This window comes from Thiomicrorhabdus immobilis, assembly GCF_021654855.1.
Lineage (GTDB): Bacteria > Pseudomonadota > Gammaproteobacteria > Thiomicrospirales > Thiomicrospiraceae > Thiomicrorhabdus > Thiomicrorhabdus immobilis.
Map to the genome: position 1 here is coordinate 1,710,195 of NZ_AP024202.1, position 14,603 is coordinate 1,724,797.

Consider the following 14,603-nt stretch of genomic DNA (forward strand, 5'->3'; position numbering starts at 1 on the left):
CATCAAAACCCAAAACATTCTTATGTTTTGGGGAAATAAATCTAAATATACACCCAAAACAGCTTAAGAGGCTTAAGATTTACCACTTGTCGATACATGGTAATGTGGATCTTCCGAAACATTTACCTCGATTAAGTCTCTAGCATCTTCAAGTAACACCTGACATTCCGGACTCAAGTGTTGCAAGGTCAGTTTCTTGCCTGCCGCTAAGTATTTTTTGGTTAAATTATTAATCGCTTCAATTCCCGTGTGGTCATAAACACGAGAATGCATGAAATCGATATGTACACAATCCGGGTCATTTTTAGGGTCGAAACTATCAATAAAATTTTTCGCCGATGCAAAGAATAAAGGCCCTTGCACCTTGTATGTCTTAGTCAATTTACCATTAATTTCCTCGGTCGATTCTTGCAAGATAATACGTTGAGCGTGTTCCCATGCAAACACTAAGGCCGAAACGATAATCCCCGCAATAACCGCAATGGCAAGGTCGAACATGACCGTTAGCACAGTCACTAAAACCATGACAAATGCATCCGCTTTAGTCATGCCGCGCATGATGTTCCAACTTGACCAATTAAAGGTCGCGATGACCACGAAAAACATCAAACCGACTAAAGCCCCGATTGGCACCATCTCAATCCACGAAGAGGCGATCAAAACAATCACCAACAGGCCTAAAGCCGCGGTAATTCCCGACCAGCGTCCAGTCCCCCCTGAGTTGACATTGATCATCGACTGACCAATCAAAGCGCAACCGCCCATAGTACCAAAAGTACCCGCGGTACAGTTGGCTGCACCTAAAGCGATACACTCTTTATTGGCTTTACCACGCGTTTCGGTAATATCATCGATTAAGGTCATGGTTAATAACGATTCTACAGAGCCTATGATCGTCAAAATCACCGCATAAGGTAGAACGATCCACAAGGTTGATAAAGACCAAAAACCTTCTGGCAAGGTGGTAAACCAGCTTAACCCTTGGAAACCGCCGGCCACGCCATCACCATAAACCAAAGACTCTAAAGTTCCGGAAACAGAAGCTTTATCACCCACAGTAATGGCATTGATATCAAAGAAAATGACCGCCAAAGAAACCAATACGATTGCCGCTAAAGCAGAGGGAACCGCTTTAGTGATTTTAGGCAATAGATAGATAATCGCCAACGTCGCGGCGATAATCATAAGCATGATATTCAGGCTGTCACCGCTTAACCAGTTACCGGAAGAATCTTTAAACTGGGTGAATTGCGCCACTAAAATAATCAACGCCAAACCGTTTACAAAACCGAGCATGACCGGGCTTGGTACCATCCGTATAAAGCGCCCCCACTTCATCACCCCGATAAAGATTTGAAACACCCCCATCATAATAACGGCAAGGAATAAGAAGGATGCGCCATGTTCCATAACCAAATGCATCATCACTACCGCCAAGGAACCCGCAGCGGCGGTAATCATGCCTGGACGACCACCGAATACCGCGGTAATCATACCCACGATAATGGCCGCATAAAGTCCGACCAAAGGATGAACACCAGCAACAAAAGCAAAGGCGACCGCTTCTGGAACTAAAGCTAAAGCAACGGTAATCCCCGATAAGGTATCGTTTTTATAGGTTCGCCAATGAAATGGCTGCTCTGGTTTGGTATGGCTCATGGAAACTCCTAAACTTGAAATTGTGCAAATTCTAACAAAAACACAGTACAATTGTCGGATATTCAACACCTTAGTTTGTTAAACCCTTTCATTTAAATACACTGGAAATCACTATGTGGATCAACCATATTGGCGAAATCGCCATGGGATTTTTTATTTTATTAATTCTGATTCACTTCGGACTGCACTTTCTTTTTAAATATCAAAAGAAAAAACGTGATCAACAACGTACTGAACAAACCGAACAATAACGGCACTATAATCAAGCAGAAAACGGTTTTAAGACAAATAAAGCTGTTGTATTAAATTTGTATTATCCAGCCCATAACGCCATGCTGTAAAAAACAAAAAACCCCGAGTAACCAGGCCTGGTTACTCGGGGTTAATTTGTATTTAGCTCAATGAGAAATCGATCCTCACGACCAAAAACAGATTCTCAACTAAAAAATTAAGCTGGAATATATGAACAGCAGTAATCCGCAATGGCGTGTACCTTAATACCAAACTTTGAGTTGGCAGGAACATCAAAACTGCTTCCGTTCGGAATTGCTTTCCACTCGGTTTCACCAGGTAACAATACTTCGACATCACCTGATTGCATTTCCATATTTTCAGCCATATCGGTACCGAACTCATACTCACCCGGCATCATAATACCCAATGTTTTTTTGCTTCCATCAGGGAAGATAACGGTACGGCTAGTCACCTTGCCATCAAAATAAACTGACGCTTCTTTTAAGACTGTTACGTTTTCAAATTTAGACATGATTGTTCCTTAATTAAATCGTGGTTACGAAACCTTTACTGGAGTCAGATTCGAGAAAAATTAGCTTAAACTCTCACCGTTTGAAGCAAAACACACCGTTAACAACAAACGAATGGCATGATTTTTAACCCCAAACAGTGAAACTTCAAGCGATTTTAGCCGTTTATGCTTTCGTATAAAGCTCTCTTTAGAAATTTCGTGGTATTTTACACTCGGTTGATGCTATTTACGAACGTGATTTTCACCTATGAATTCAATTTGATAGCCATCAGGATCTTCCGCAAAAGCGATAATCGTGGTTCCGGCATTCATTGGCCCCGCTTCACGGATAATTTTACCGCCCCCAGCTTTCACCATTTCAGCCGCTTTATAGACATCCGCCACCTCAATGGCAATATGTCCATAGGCATTACCTAAGTCATAACTCTCCACCCCCCAGTTATAGGTAAGTTCTAAAACGGTGTTCTCGTCTTCATTGCCATAACCTAAAAAGGCTAAGGTAAACTCACCTTGTGGATACTCTTTTTGGCGCAACAACTTCATGCCTAGCACTTCAGTATAAAAAGCGATTGATTTTTCTAAGTTACCCACTCGTAACATGGTGTGCAGTAAACGCATAATGACTCCAATTAATTATTTTTTTCGTTTTTGATTTAGCATTATTCAAATTTAACCACGAAGCCACAAAGACACGAAGCTAAAAAATAAAAAAGATTTGTGCAATGACAGACCGATAAGAACATCCAAGATTACAAAACACCGTTCATAGTCGGTTTATATCACCTTTATGTCTTTGTGACTTCGAGGTTCATCATTACAATCAAGACGTTTAGTTTACAACGGCTCTTTTATCCATTTCAATGCGATAAAAAAAGCCACCAAAACCATAATCGCACTTAAACCGTATGCGAGCGACGCTCCGCCCGCTGTCCAACTGTAACCGGCCAACAGCATGCCTAAAGCGCCGCCCAAACCATGACTGGATGCCGCAAAAATCGCTTGGCCCTTACCGTGGTTTTTGCCTTTGAAATAGCTATCAATCAAATAGATGGCTGACGCATGAAATAAACCAAAACTGGCGGCATGTAAGAGCTGTGCAAATAACATCCAAAACACTGAATCCGCCAAAGAACCGATCAACAACCAGCGCAAAACGGTCAGAACAATGCTCAATAAAATTAAAAAACGTACCGTGTAGTTTCTGAACAATTGACTCATCCAAAAAAACACGCCGATTTCAGCCAATACACCCAGTGCCCATAATAGAGAAATGGTGGTTTTGTCATAACCTAATGCGGATAACTGAATGGTGTAAAAAGCATAGTAAACGCCGTGTGAAAGCTGAACCAGAAAACTCACTATCAATAAACTCGCCACTTCTGGCCGTTTTAAAATCGTTATAAAATCGTGACCGATACCTTCTTCGTGGATACGTTTACCATCTTTAACCAGAAAACTGCTGCCCCAGACCACCAATAAAATAAACAGTAGATCCACTGGTAGCCAAGCCACGGAAAAAAGCTCTATCTGCCAACCAATCGCCACCACTGCGACAATAAAGCCAATTGAGCCCCACAAACGAATTTGGCCATAACGGTGTTTATCGTCCCCCAGGCACTTGAAAGTATAAGATTCGAATTGCGGTAGTGATGAATGCCAGAAAAAGCTGAAAATCAGCAGAGTTAAAAACACCGCCCAATAGCTTTCAAAAAACAGCAAGCCCATAGCGGCGAGTGCCGCCATAGCGGTAGCCAAACGTACCCAAAAAATGGAACGCCCGCTTTTATCTGCCAACCACCCCCAAATATTCGGCGCAATCACTTTGGTAAACATCATAATGCCAAGTAACTGGCCGATTTCTATCGCCGAAAAACTCAACGACTGTAGATACAACCCCATATACGGGATGGTGGTGCCTAATACCGCAAAATACAGAAAATAATGCAGTGAAAGTCGTTTATAAGCGGTTTGATAGGAACAGTCTTTCATAAATGCGTTAACGATGACCTTATTGACCAAGATTTTAAAAAAGGGAAATTTCTGCCAATATAAAACAACCAGGCCTGGATGATTTCACTATTTGAATACAAACAAAAACGGAGCATGCAGTTCATCCACATACTCCGCTTTGAGTAAAACACATTTTCAGCTTCTAGCGTTACTCTCCGGCGTGAGCCAAATCCATAATAGGCGGAACCACATCGCCATTTTGCGCTCGGTTACGCATGAAGTGGTCTAATAAAACAATCGCTATTTGCGCTTCGGCAATCGGTGTGGCACGAATCCCGACACATGGATCATGACGACCTTTAGTCACCATTTCCACCGCTTCGCCATTGGCATTGATGCTTTTACCTGGTGTCATAATGCTTGAGGTCGGTTTCAAAGCGATGTGTGCCACAATATCCTGGCCGGTTGAGATACCGCCTAAAATCCCACCTGCATGATTCGATAAGAACCCTTCAGGAGCCATTTCATCACGGTGTTCGGTACCTAACTGACCGGCAACCGCAAAACCATCACCGATTTCAACCCCTTTTACCGCATTGATGCTCATTAACGCATGCGCTAAATCGGCATCCAAACGGTCAAAAATCGGCTCACCCAAACCAACCGGTACATTCTTGGCGACAATGGAGATTTTTGCGCCGACCGAATCCTTCTGTTTCAAGAGATTGTCCATATACTGGCGAATCTCTTCACTCTTCTCCGGATTGGGACAAAAGTATTCATTACTGTTGTCAAACGGCCAGGTGACGTTTTCTACTTTAATCGGCCCTAGTTGTGAGAGATAGCCTTTGACTTCAACCCCTAAACGCTCTTTCAGATACTTTTTGGCTATTGCTCCGGCAGCGACACGCATTGCGGTTTCACGAGCTGAAGAACGCCCGCCACCGCGGTAATCACGAAAACCATACTTCTGGGTATAAGTGTAATCGGCATGAGCAGGACGGAAGGTTTCCGCTACCTTAGAATAATCTTTAGAACGTTGGTCTTTATTATGGATAATCATGCCGATTGGAGTACCGGTGGTTTTGCCTTCAAAGACACCGGACAAGATTTGCACCTCATCATCTTCACGACGTGCGGTAGCGTGTTTAGATGTGCCAGGTTTTCTGCGGTCAAGCTCAGCTTGAATATCGGCTTCGCAGAGTTCCATACCAGGAGGACATCCGTCAACGATACAACCCAACGCTAAACCGTGACTCTCGCCAAAGGTGGTGACTCTAAAATTTTGACCTAAAGTATTACCAGACATAAACCCGTTCTCAATATTCGTTATAATCGGGGTATTCTATCGAAAAATCAGTTAAAAGTAATGAATTCATTGAACTGGAACACAACACAAAGCCCATTTATTTACAAACATGTGGTCACCCAAGAGGAGTTGGATTTCTTGGGACATGTAAATAACAAAAGTTATTTAGCGTGGATGGAGCAAGTGGCTTGGGCGCATGCTCAAGCCGTTGGCATCACTCAACAGCAACAGCGTGATTTGAACCGGATTATGGCAGTGTATGAAAACTGCATGCAGTACAAAGCCAGCTGTTATTTGGGGGATCGCTTACTGATTGCCACTTGGATTGGCGAACAAACCGGGTGTTGTTTGAGAAAACGCGGTTTTCAGATTATTCGTGAACAAGACCAAAAAACGGTCTTTACCGCTACCGCCACCTATGTCTGTATTGATTTAAAAACCCACCAACCTAAAAAGATTCCTAAAGAATTTATCGACCCTTATCATTGAGGTTCATCCCGCTAACTCATTGATAACCTCAGTCAAAACACCAGGTCACCAAATCCCCAAATAAAAGTACCCAATACCACGGTAAAATGCGCTACCCAAACCTTTTTTTTATGCCATTTTGAGGGTGACAAATCGGGAATATCGGTATCGCTATCCACTTTGGCCAGGCCTGCATATAATCGATTTAACTCTGCATGTAACAAAATATATTCGGTCATCAACGATAACAGCACCACCAAACTACCAAAACGGGCAAACCAATGGGGCTCAAAAGCTAAGCCTAAAATAAAACCGATTAACGCCACCACCCATGCTGACACAAGCAATAAACTACTTTTCTTTTGCACGATTTTTCCTTAATGTTTTTTATTATCCTAGATAATTGTTATCCATCTGCCAAGATATGAATTCACAACAATCCGTCCTTAATGCTTTAAACAGACTTCAACAAACTCTTTTCACAATGCTTCAATAGTTGCATAAAACATTGAAATTTGAAGGGTGCTAAAGTTTAGGCAACACTTCAGAAAGATAAATGTTCAAAAACATCATTGGCCAATAACAATTACAAAATTAGCGAAGTGTATTGGAGAGTACCATGAAACGACTTATCAGCGTATTTGCTAGCTTAACGACACTAACTTTAGGCATAACCTTAACCGGTTGTGTTACCCATTCCCCGGTGAGAACCGTCCATGTAGTCAAGCATCAACCGGTTAATTACTATCATACCGGTTATAAACCCCACTCTACTTACTCAGCCTATCCCTCTTTCAGTACTCATGGTAGCTATAAGAGCATTAATGTTTATACCCGCTACGATTCTCATAACCCTAAAAAAGATTATCCTACCGAACACTACAAACATAAAATCAACAAGCCTAAAAATCCATATCAACCTGTGCAGTATGAACAAAAACGGGGCAAAACGGAAAAAGTCATTAGGATTGTTAAAAAAAACCCACCTATTGTTGCGAATAACACCAACCCTAGCAAGCCTATAAAAGTAGGTGAACGAGATTCTAAAAACCATCATTCTCGCTACCACGACAACAAACAAAAAGGTGATAAGAGTGACAACAGAAGAGAGAAAGACAATAATCGCGAGCGCAATTACCGTTAATGTTCAATCTTGGGCAGATTGATAAAAAGTGAATCCAAGCAACGTTGACCGCTCAGGTTGCTTGGATTTGGTATCGTTACGATTTAACCCTACAAGATGATGGCTGTAGGGTTCTTTCTTAAACGTATTTTATTAAGCTTATTTTACTAAAATCACTTTTTGACCCCTTCAATATTCAATTCTAATAAAACCGTAGCCGATGCCGGCCCCAAATCTTTGGAAATATTGTAGTCCGCAAGTTTGATTTCGGTGTTACCGTTAAAACCGGAACGATAACCACCCCAAGGATCTTTACCCTCACCCACTTTATGAGCTTGGATTACAATCGGTTTGGTAACACCATTTAAAGTGAAGTTCCCTTTAATTTCAATCGTCTTATCCGAACCACTAAATGCCGTACTCACAAAGCTCGATTCAGGATACTTATTCACATTCAAAAAATCGGCGGAACGTAGATGTTTATCACGTTCAGCATGGTTGGTATTCACACTATCGGTTTTGATTTTCACCTGAATTTTACTGTTCGCTATATTTTCATTGTCATATTGATAATCACCCGAAAAATGATTAAAACGCCCGACAATCCAACTATAGCCCAAATGCTGAATCTTAAAATTAATTGAAGCATGCATGCCTTGAGTATCGATTGCATAATCGACAGGGGCAGAAACCGCCACAGTCGGTGCGCCGATCAGGCTCGTTGCTAGAAACAATACTTTTAATTTCGTCATGATATTTCTCCTAAATTGCTTGTTTAATATTGATGATTTTTGTGACTTATATTGCTGTTGATTCAATAGGTAATAAACGTCTTACTTAATGGTTAGTTAGTTTCATTTTTAATAGGCTTTAACATGCGCCTTAGAGTGTCATCGCCATCATATAAGTGGTGTTTTAAGGCCGCTACAAGGTGTAAACCGACCAGACCGATTAAGCTGAATGCCAGAATTTCATGAACATCTCCGGCTATATCTGCCTGGTAATCAAAAGGTTCAAACAACACCGGTATTTCAAACCAGTTAAATACCGATATAGGCTGGGATTCTGCTGTGGAGATCAAATAACCGCTAACGCCTAACAGCACAACCAATAAGTACATGGTCAAATGGGCCGTATGCGCAATCAACCCCATAGCAACACTACCTTGAATTTGTGGACGAGGCTGGCTGGTATTCCAAAGTAAACGAACGAGCATAGTCAACACCACGATGACACCGACAGACTTATGAACAAAAGGGGCTTGATGGTACCAGGTTGAATAGTAATCAAGGCCAACCATCCACAACCCTAAAACAAACAAAGCGATAATTGAGATTGCCATTGACCAATGCAACACAATAGAAACCCATCCATATGAATGGCTGCTATTGCCCATTTGAATGGATGTTGTATTAGATTCCATCGTCATCTCCCTATAACAATCGTATTTAACAATCTTCTATAACAATCGATTTACTGCTGAACTTCAGCAAGTGTGTGTTTCGTCTTAAGTTAGAAGTTATCTTAGCGACAGCAATTGTTCCAATAAAGAGGCAAAACAATAAAACACTGTTAACAAAAACAGAACAAATACGATTACAGTTTATTTACAAAAAGTTTGATGGGAGTGAGGAATGGCTAATCGGCAACCGTTAGAAAAGGGGTAATACAATCGCCTTAGAAAACAAACAGGCCTGGTAGAAATCAATTCGACCAGGCCTGTTAACTTATTTCTAATTGGGTTTTTATTAGAGCTTAAATTTTAATAAAGCTTAATAGAACTTAGTTAATGGAAACTTAATAAAACTCGTACATAGGAGGTTCTTGAATCTGTTCCGACCAAGATTTTAAAACGGCTCTTGAATTGATTTCTTGAGTTGGACGAGCGTTCTCCCCCATGACTTCATTCATTTTTTCAATCTGTTCAGCAGAAGCTTCAATAGGATGTTTAAACACCATCCAATACACCCCTTCCGAACAGGGTGGTGTGGTTAAAGAACCACTATATTTATAAAACTCGGTATTACCCGGCACAAACATCACTGGGTTTAAACTCAGATTTCGGTGAATCTCTTGTTTGCCGATCTCTTTTGGCAGATGGGTCAACAGAGTTTCAATTTGCGGGTTTTCTTCTCCTTCTTGGAAAAGGACTCCCATCACCGCAAGATTACCATCCCCATCTTTATGCACCAAGTGAACTTCCATCGGGTAATTAAAGCCCTCTTTTTTATGTTCACTTGGAGTGTGGAAATGGAATTGCAGCAACTCATAACGGTGCCCCCCTACCTTGATGTAACTGCCTAACGGGTAATTCACCTGTAGAGTATGCCCATTATTCAGCATCTTTAAAGGCACATCACGGTAATGGATATCCAACTGTGGCAACCCAGTCGTACCCACACCACCTTTATCGCGCAAATCAATGGGGGACTGGTTTTTACCGATTTTACAACTGATGTTCTCCGGTGCCAAATCCCCCCAATGGCGAGGGCCGCCTTCACCACTGTAACCCCAATGCACAGCATGCTTTTCATTGACAGCATGAGTTTTATCCGCCTCAGGGCTTGGTTGCGGAGCCGCATGAGTATCATGAGAATTTGCGGAAGCGGGAGCTTGCGCCTCGGCCTTGGCCTTAAGTTCGGCACCTAAATCCACCAACACTTCATCGGATTTAGAAGGTTTAGGGGTTTGCGCGATTGCCTGGGTGGCGCTTAGGCTCAAAGCTATCAGCAATGTTTTTAAAGCTAGCTGTCTCATCGAGGGCTCCATAGGGTAAACATAAAGGTAATATAATCGGTAAATTCAGTAGATGAATTTGTTAGTCAACATTAAAAAACACTAGCAATAACTTTGCCAGGCCTGCTGACTAAAAAACAGAATGAGCTCAAGAACCGCTAAAAAGGATTATTCCGCGGGCAAAAGCTGGGCATCCAAAATATCTTGAAACAGTTCAAGCTCCGATTTTTGAATCGCAAAAACCCCTTCACCGCCATTTTCAAACTCAAACCAATACAGAGGCAACTCAGGATAGGTTTGCTCGACAAAGTACTGAGAAACCCCTACTTCCACAATCAAAACCCCATCCTCTTTCAGGTACTTAGGCGCTTCGGCTAGAATTTTACGAACCAAATCCAAACCATCATGCCCAGCGGCCAAACCTAAACTCGGCTCTTGTTTGAACTCTTCGGGCAAGGCGTTCATTTCGATTTCGTCCACATAGGGTGGGTTAGAAACAATCAGATCATACTTTTTGCCTTCTAAGCTAGAGTACAAATCCGACTCTATCGCATGCGCAAATTCGTTTAGACCATACTGATCAATATTCTGCTGTGCAACCGCTAAGGCTTCTGGCGAAATATCGACCAAATCCACTTCTGCGTTGGGAAAAGCCTTAAGAGACGCAATCCCAATACAACCACTCCCGGTACATAAATCGAGCACATTGGTCACCGACTCGGCTTCCACCCAAGGGGCATAATTTTGTTCAATCAATTCCGCAATCGGCGAACGCGGTACCAAAGTGTGTTCATTTACAATGAAACGCAAGCCAGCGAACCAAGCCTCCCCCGTCAAGTAAGCGGCGGGTTTACGAGTTTCGATTCTTCTTTGAAAAAGTTCACTCACCCTTTGCTTTTCGGGCTGGGTCAATTTAGCTTGCCAGTATAATTCTGGCACTTCTGCTGGCAGGTGTAGTGCAAAAAACACCAGTACTTTAGCTTCATCAAAGGCATTATCGGTGCCATGCCCAAAAAACAGCTCCGCCTGTTTGAAGAGGCTCCCTCCCCAACGAATAAAATCGGTAACGTTTTCTAAACCTTCATACTGGTAATTGATATTTGTCATTTTGACAGGCCTTTTTAAAATTTATGCAGTTGGCTTTTTAGCGTGTTTTGGTCTGAAACCTTTGATGAAGCTATCGTCCGTTTCAAGGTAAGGACCTTCAATCAAGTCAATACAATATGGCACGGCGGGAAATACCGCTTCTAGGCATTCACCAATTGCCGAAGGTTTACCTGGCAAATTAATGATCAAACAAGAACCACGAGTACCGGCAATTTGTCGTGACAAGATGGCGGTCGGTACATACTTCAATGAAACCGCACGCATCTGCTCGGCAAAGCCATCTAAGATTTTATCGCACACGTTTTCTGTCGCTTCCGGAGTCACATCACGTTTGGCTGGCCCGGTTCCTCCAGTAGTTAAAATCAACCCACATCCTTGGTTATCCACCATATCAATCAAGGTGGCTTCAATCAGACTTTGCTCGTCTTCGATCACCTTGGCAACCGCCGTCCATTCATTGGTCAACGCCTTGCCAATCCACTCCTGCATGGCCGGACCACCCAAGTCTTCATACTCTCCCCGGCTCGCTCTATCGGAGACGGTTACAAAACCGATTTTAATTTCACTATTTTGCATGTTTTACTCTTGAATCTCTCTATTTGTGTCCGCATATAATACCGTATTCTTCCCACTTTTAGACAGATGCCAATAAAAATATGACTGATAAAACCAATAACAACGAACTACCAGAAATTGATCAAGCGCATGACAAAACCGATGCCCAGCTAGCCGAACAAGAGTTAACCGAAAATTTACAGGTTGCCGACTACGCGAATGCGGAGGACTTTATCCTTGCCAGTGATGACGATTCTGAGGATGAATTGGATGAGACAGATGCCGAGGATGGTTCTGCAGCAGTGGATACGGATCAAATCAAAATCGAAGTCAATGAAGCCTTAGCCAAAAAGTTAATCCAAACCGCTAATGCTGTGCTTGAAGGCGAACACATTGTGCATAATCCAGGCAGCATTTTTGGACAACTTGCTAAACCGGAATTAACCATTCCCAAAGAGATTTTTTTACTGCCCGTTAAAGAGCGTCCTTTCTTTCCAGGTCAGCAGCTTCCGGTACTGCTCAACAAAGAGAACTGGGGTGAAACCTACGAAGCCATCAAAGCCAATAAGTGCAAATATATTGGGATTATTTTTGTAAATACGGATAACCATGACAAAGCGTTGCCAAGTGACTTCAGTCGCATGGGGACACTGGTTAAGATCCATGACCCTAAGGTCAAAGAAGACTATATCCAACTGATTGCCGAAGGTGTCAAACGTTTTGATATCGAAAACTGGATTTCTGGAAAAGCGCCGTACCGCGCCCAAGTCAATTACCCTAAAGACATTATTGATGGCTCTGAACAAGAGTTTAAAGCCTACGGCTTGGCCATTATGAATGCCTTTAGAGAACTGTTGCCTCTCAATCCGCTATACAGTGAAGAGCTCAAGTATTTCTTAAACCGTTATAGTGCCAGCGAACCTTCGCAACTAGCCGATTTTGCCGCCAGCTTGACCACGGCTGAAAACGACAAACTGCAAGAGGTTTTAGAAACCCTAAGCCTTTCTGAACGCATGGAAAAGGTGCTTACCCTCTTTAAACAAGAGATAGAGGTCACCAAATTACAATTCAATATCCGCGAACGTGTTGAAGAAAATCTTTCTGAACACCAACGTGACTTCTTTTTACGCCAACAACTCAATGAAATCCAAAAAGAGTTGGGCATGATAAAAGATGACCAAACGTTGGATACCGACCGTTTTAGAGAGCGCATTGAGAAATTAACGCTATCGGAAGAGGCCACCAAAAAGGCTGAAGAAGAGCTAAACAAATTAAACATGCTGGATCCACAATCGCCGGAATACAATGTGGCGCGCAACTGGTTAGACTGGCTGACCCAATTACCTTGGGGTAAACATAGTGAAGACTTGCTTGACCTAAAACGCGCTAAAAAAGTACTCGATAAAGGTCATGACGGTTTAGAAGACGTCAAAGACCGTATCTTGGAGTTTTTGGCGGTGGGTGCGCTTAAGGGTGAAGTATCGGGTTCGATTATCTGTTTAGTAGGGCCACCAGGGGTGGGTAAAACATCGATTGGTCGTTCGATTGCCGAATCCCTAGGAAGAAAGTTCTATCGTTTTTCAGTAGGCGGTATGCGTGATGAGGCCGAGATTAAAGGTCATAGACGAACCTATATCGGCGCCATGCCTGGTAAGTTTGTACAGGCATTGAAAGATTGTGAAACCGCTAACCCGGTCATTATGCTTGATGAAATCGATAAAATAGGTGCTTCCTTCCAGGGTGACCCCGCGTCAGCTCTTTTAGAGGTTTTAGACCCCGAGCAGAACCATGAGTTCATGGACCACTTTATGGATATCCGTTTTGACTTATCCAAAGCGTTGTTCGTGTGTACGGCCAATACCTTAGATACGATTCCTGGCCCTCTACTCGACCGAATGGAAGTGATCCGTCTGTCAGGTTATATCACTGAAGAAAAACTCCAAATTGCAAAACATCACCTCTGGCCAACCCTACTTGAAGAAGCGGGGCTAAGCAAAGAGCAAGTGCAAATCACGCCGGCGGCGATTCGCCATGTAATCGAAGGTTATGCGCGTGAATCGGGTGTGCGTAACTTGAAAAAGCAACTGGCTAAACTGGTTCGTAAGCTGGCGTTGAAGTTTGTGACAACGGATTTGAAAAGCACCAAAATCCATGTCAACGAACTTGAAGAGATGCTGGGTCAACCGCGTTTCACCCCTGAAAAAATCAACCAACAGGTGGGAACCGTTACCGGTTTAGCCTGGACATCGATGGGTGGTGCAACCTTAACCATCGAAGCGAGCCGTGTGCATACGTTAAATCGGGGATTCAAGCTTTCCGGACAACTGGGTGATGTCATGCAGGAATCCGCTGGAATCGCTTACAGCTTTATTTCATCGAACTTAGATAAATATAAAGCGGACCCTGAATTTTTTGACAAGGCGTTTGTGCATCTACATGTGCCAGATGGAGCAACCCCTAAAGATGGCCCAAGTGCCGGGGTTACCATGGCAACCGCCCTACTCTCTTTAGCAAGAGATGAAGCGATAAAAACGCCTTTGGCCATGACTGGGGAATTAAGCTTAACAGGCCTGGTGTTACCCGTGGGCGGAATCCGTGAAAAGGTGATCGCCGCAAAACGCATCGGCATTAAAGAACTGATTCTTCCAGAAGATAACCGTAAAGACTATCAGGAGTTGCCCGGCTATCTTCAAGAGGGTATGACCGTACACTTTGCTAAACATTTTGATGAGGTGGCGCGTTTAACTTTCAATGTCAGAAGCAAGTCGTTAGCTTTAAAAACCTACCTGGCACAAAAAGCCGCTGAAGAAGAGATCAGTACTCAACACTGATTGCTTGGCACAATCAATTGGATTAACCTAACAAAAAGCCAACTTACCAGGCCTGGTAAGTTGGCTTTTTGTTTGAGTTCAACCGTCTTTTTAGATAAA

Annotated in this window: 15 protein-coding genes; 4 read left to right on the forward strand and 11 right to left on the reverse strand. The window is 42.8% G+C overall.

From position 1 onward, the window contains the following. Positions 1-72: 72 nt before the first annotated feature. Entirely contained in the window at positions 73-1,659 is a 1,587-nt protein-coding gene (locus L6421_RS07790; RefSeq protein ID WP_237261107.1) for a SulP family inorganic anion transporter, read from the reverse strand. Between the two features lie 113 nt (positions 1,660-1,772). On the opposite strand from L6421_RS07790, the gene L6421_RS07795 reads away from it, so the two are divergent. Then, a complete protein-coding gene (locus L6421_RS07795) occupies positions 1,773-1,910 on the forward strand; it encodes a hypothetical protein (RefSeq protein ID WP_237261109.1) in 138 nt (45 codons plus the stop codon). 197 nt (positions 1,911-2,107) lie between these two features. Here L6421_RS07795 and ppnP read toward each other — a convergent pair whose 3' ends face one another. The 4 genes from ppnP to aroC all read right to left on the reverse strand — a co-directional run bounded on the left by ppnP (position 2,108) and on the right by aroC (position 5,684). Further along, the gene (ppnP, locus tag L6421_RS07800; protein WP_237261111.1) at positions 2,108-2,425 is read right to left on the reverse strand and encodes a pyrimidine/purine nucleoside phosphorylase; all 318 of its coding nucleotides are present in this window, start codon (positions 2,423-2,425) and stop codon (positions 2,108-2,110) included. A gap of 222 nt (positions 2,426-2,647) precedes the next feature. Next, a complete protein-coding gene (gloA, locus tag L6421_RS07805; RefSeq protein ID WP_237261113.1) occupies positions 2,648-3,043 on the reverse strand; it encodes a lactoylglutathione lyase in 396 nt (131 codons plus the stop codon). Between the two features lie 216 nt (positions 3,044-3,259). Further along, complete coding sequence (locus tag L6421_RS07810; protein WP_237261114.1) at positions 3,260-4,414, reverse strand: MFS transporter; 1,155 nt, start codon at positions 4,412-4,414, stop codon at positions 3,260-3,262. Positions 4,415-4,583: 169 nt separating this feature from the next. Further along, a complete protein-coding gene (gene aroC, locus L6421_RS07815; RefSeq protein WP_237261116.1) occupies positions 4,584-5,684 on the reverse strand; it encodes a chorismate synthase in 1,101 nt (366 codons plus the stop codon). Positions 5,685-5,744: 60 nt separating this feature from the next. Here aroC and L6421_RS07820 point away from each other — a divergent pair, with 60 nt between their 5' ends. Further along, entirely contained in the window at positions 5,745-6,173 is a 429-nt protein-coding gene (locus tag L6421_RS07820; protein ID WP_237261118.1) for an acyl-CoA thioesterase, read from the forward strand. A 32-nt stretch (positions 6,174-6,205) separates the two neighbouring features. On the opposite strand, the gene L6421_RS07825 is transcribed toward L6421_RS07820, so the two are convergent. Then, complete coding sequence (locus L6421_RS07825; protein ID WP_237261120.1) at positions 6,206-6,520, reverse strand: hypothetical protein; 315 nt, start codon at positions 6,518-6,520, stop codon at positions 6,206-6,208. Between the two features lie 251 nt (positions 6,521-6,771). On the opposite strand from L6421_RS07825, the gene L6421_RS07830 reads away from it, so the two are divergent. Beyond that, positions 6,772-7,296 carry a hypothetical protein gene (locus L6421_RS07830; RefSeq protein WP_237261122.1) on the forward strand — a complete coding sequence of 175 codons (525 nt, stop codon included), beginning with the start codon at positions 6,772-6,774 and terminating at the stop codon, positions 7,294-7,296. A 152-nt stretch (positions 7,297-7,448) separates the two neighbouring features. On the opposite strand, the gene L6421_RS07835 is transcribed toward L6421_RS07830, so the two are convergent. From L6421_RS07835 to mog, 5 genes are all read right to left on the reverse strand, one after another. Further along, positions 7,449-8,027: a YceI family protein gene (locus tag L6421_RS07835; RefSeq protein ID WP_237261124.1), complete on the reverse strand. Its 579-nt coding sequence runs from the start codon at positions 8,025-8,027 to the stop codon at positions 7,449-7,451. A 92-nt stretch (positions 8,028-8,119) separates the two neighbouring features. Next, positions 8,120-8,698, reverse strand: a complete 579-nt coding sequence (locus L6421_RS07840) for a cytochrome b (protein ID WP_237261126.1) — start codon at positions 8,696-8,698, stop codon at positions 8,120-8,122. A 374-nt stretch (positions 8,699-9,072) separates the two neighbouring features. Beyond that, positions 9,073-10,032 carry a carbonic anhydrase gene (locus tag L6421_RS07845; RefSeq protein ID WP_237261128.1) on the reverse strand — a complete coding sequence of 320 codons (960 nt, stop codon included), beginning with the start codon at positions 10,030-10,032 and terminating at the stop codon, positions 9,073-9,075. A 147-nt stretch (positions 10,033-10,179) separates the two neighbouring features. Next, entirely contained in the window at positions 10,180-11,118 is a 939-nt protein-coding gene (prmB, locus tag L6421_RS07850; protein WP_237261130.1) for a 50S ribosomal protein L3 N(5)-glutamine methyltransferase, read from the reverse strand. A gap of 21 nt (positions 11,119-11,139) precedes the next feature. Then, positions 11,140-11,694, reverse strand: coding sequence for a molybdopterin adenylyltransferase (mog, locus tag L6421_RS07855; protein WP_237261132.1), 555 nt, complete (start codon positions 11,692-11,694; stop codon positions 11,140-11,142). Between the two features lie 80 nt (positions 11,695-11,774). Between mog and lon the strand changes: the two genes are divergently transcribed. Beyond that, on the forward strand, positions 11,775-14,504 hold the full coding sequence (lon, locus tag L6421_RS07860; protein WP_237261134.1) for an endopeptidase La: 2,730 nt from the start codon (positions 11,775-11,777) through the stop codon (positions 14,502-14,504). Positions 14,505-14,603 lie beyond the last annotated feature (99 nt).

Excerpts from the sequence above, each read along its gene's own strand:
- L6421_RS07790 (WP_237261107.1), bottom strand. The coding sequence starts at position 1,659 with ATGAGCCATACCAAACCAGAGCAGCCATTTCATTGGCGAACCTATAAA.
- L6421_RS07795 (WP_237261109.1), top strand. The coding sequence starts at position 1,773 with ATGTGGATCAACCATATTGGCGAAATCGCCATGGGATTTTTTATTTTA.
- ppnP (WP_237261111.1), bottom strand. The coding sequence starts at position 2,425 with ATGTCTAAATTTGAAAACGTAACAGTCTTAAAAGAAGCGTCAGTTTAT.
- gloA (WP_237261113.1), bottom strand. The coding sequence starts at position 3,043 with ATGCGTTTACTGCACACCATGTTACGAGTGGGTAACTTAGAAAAATCA.
- L6421_RS07810 (WP_237261114.1), bottom strand. The coding sequence starts at position 4,414 with ATGAAAGACTGTTCCTATCAAACCGCTTATAAACGACTTTCACTGCAT.
- aroC (WP_237261116.1), bottom strand. The coding sequence starts at position 5,684 with ATGTCTGGTAATACTTTAGGTCAAAATTTTAGAGTCACCACCTTTGGC.
- L6421_RS07820 (WP_237261118.1), top strand. The coding sequence starts at position 5,745 with ATGAATTCATTGAACTGGAACACAACACAAAGCCCATTTATTTACAAA.
- L6421_RS07830 (WP_237261122.1), top strand. The coding sequence starts at position 6,772 with ATGAAACGACTTATCAGCGTATTTGCTAGCTTAACGACACTAACTTTA.
- L6421_RS07835 (WP_237261124.1), bottom strand. The coding sequence starts at position 8,027 with ATGACGAAATTAAAAGTATTGTTTCTAGCAACGAGCCTGATCGGCGCA.
- L6421_RS07840 (WP_237261126.1), bottom strand. The coding sequence starts at position 8,698 with ATGGAATCTAATACAACATCCATTCAAATGGGCAATAGCAGCCATTCA.
- L6421_RS07845 (WP_237261128.1), bottom strand. The coding sequence starts at position 10,032 with ATGAGACAGCTAGCTTTAAAAACATTGCTGATAGCTTTGAGCCTAAGC.
- prmB (WP_237261130.1), bottom strand. The coding sequence starts at position 11,118 with ATGACAAATATCAATTACCAGTATGAAGGTTTAGAAAACGTTACCGAT.
- mog (WP_237261132.1), bottom strand. The coding sequence starts at position 11,694 with ATGCAAAATAGTGAAATTAAAATCGGTTTTGTAACCGTCTCCGATAGA.
- lon (WP_237261134.1), top strand. The coding sequence starts at position 11,775 with ATGACTGATAAAACCAATAACAACGAACTACCAGAAATTGATCAAGCG.